Here is a 218-nt window from a genome sequence, read left to right as displayed (position 1 = left end):
TCTCACTTTCTCAACCTCATTAAACAAACTAAATGTCTGATTCACATAATTAACTACACCCGAAATTTGATCCATTATAGTGAATAAGTTCTGGTGTCTTTTCTGCTTGTATAAGTTTTATTGTTCTTGATGGATCAAAACCATCAAACTGACAATAGAATAATGGCTCACCTCTTTTTAAGATCAAATCCTTTGATGTGTCATGCCATTCAAATGCC

General features: G+C 33.0%; 1 pseudogene. It reads right to left on the bottom strand.

Going from position 1 to position 218, the window contains the following annotated elements:
* Positions 1-218 (bottom strand): annotated as a pseudogene (locus IAE19_RS16690) (hypothetical protein); the annotation flags it as partial.

The organism is Acinetobacter sp. S40 (genome assembly GCF_016624705.1).
Taxonomy (GTDB): Bacteria; Pseudomonadota; Gammaproteobacteria; order Pseudomonadales; family Moraxellaceae; genus Acinetobacter.
This window is presented reverse-complemented; position numbering and strand designations above follow the sequence as displayed.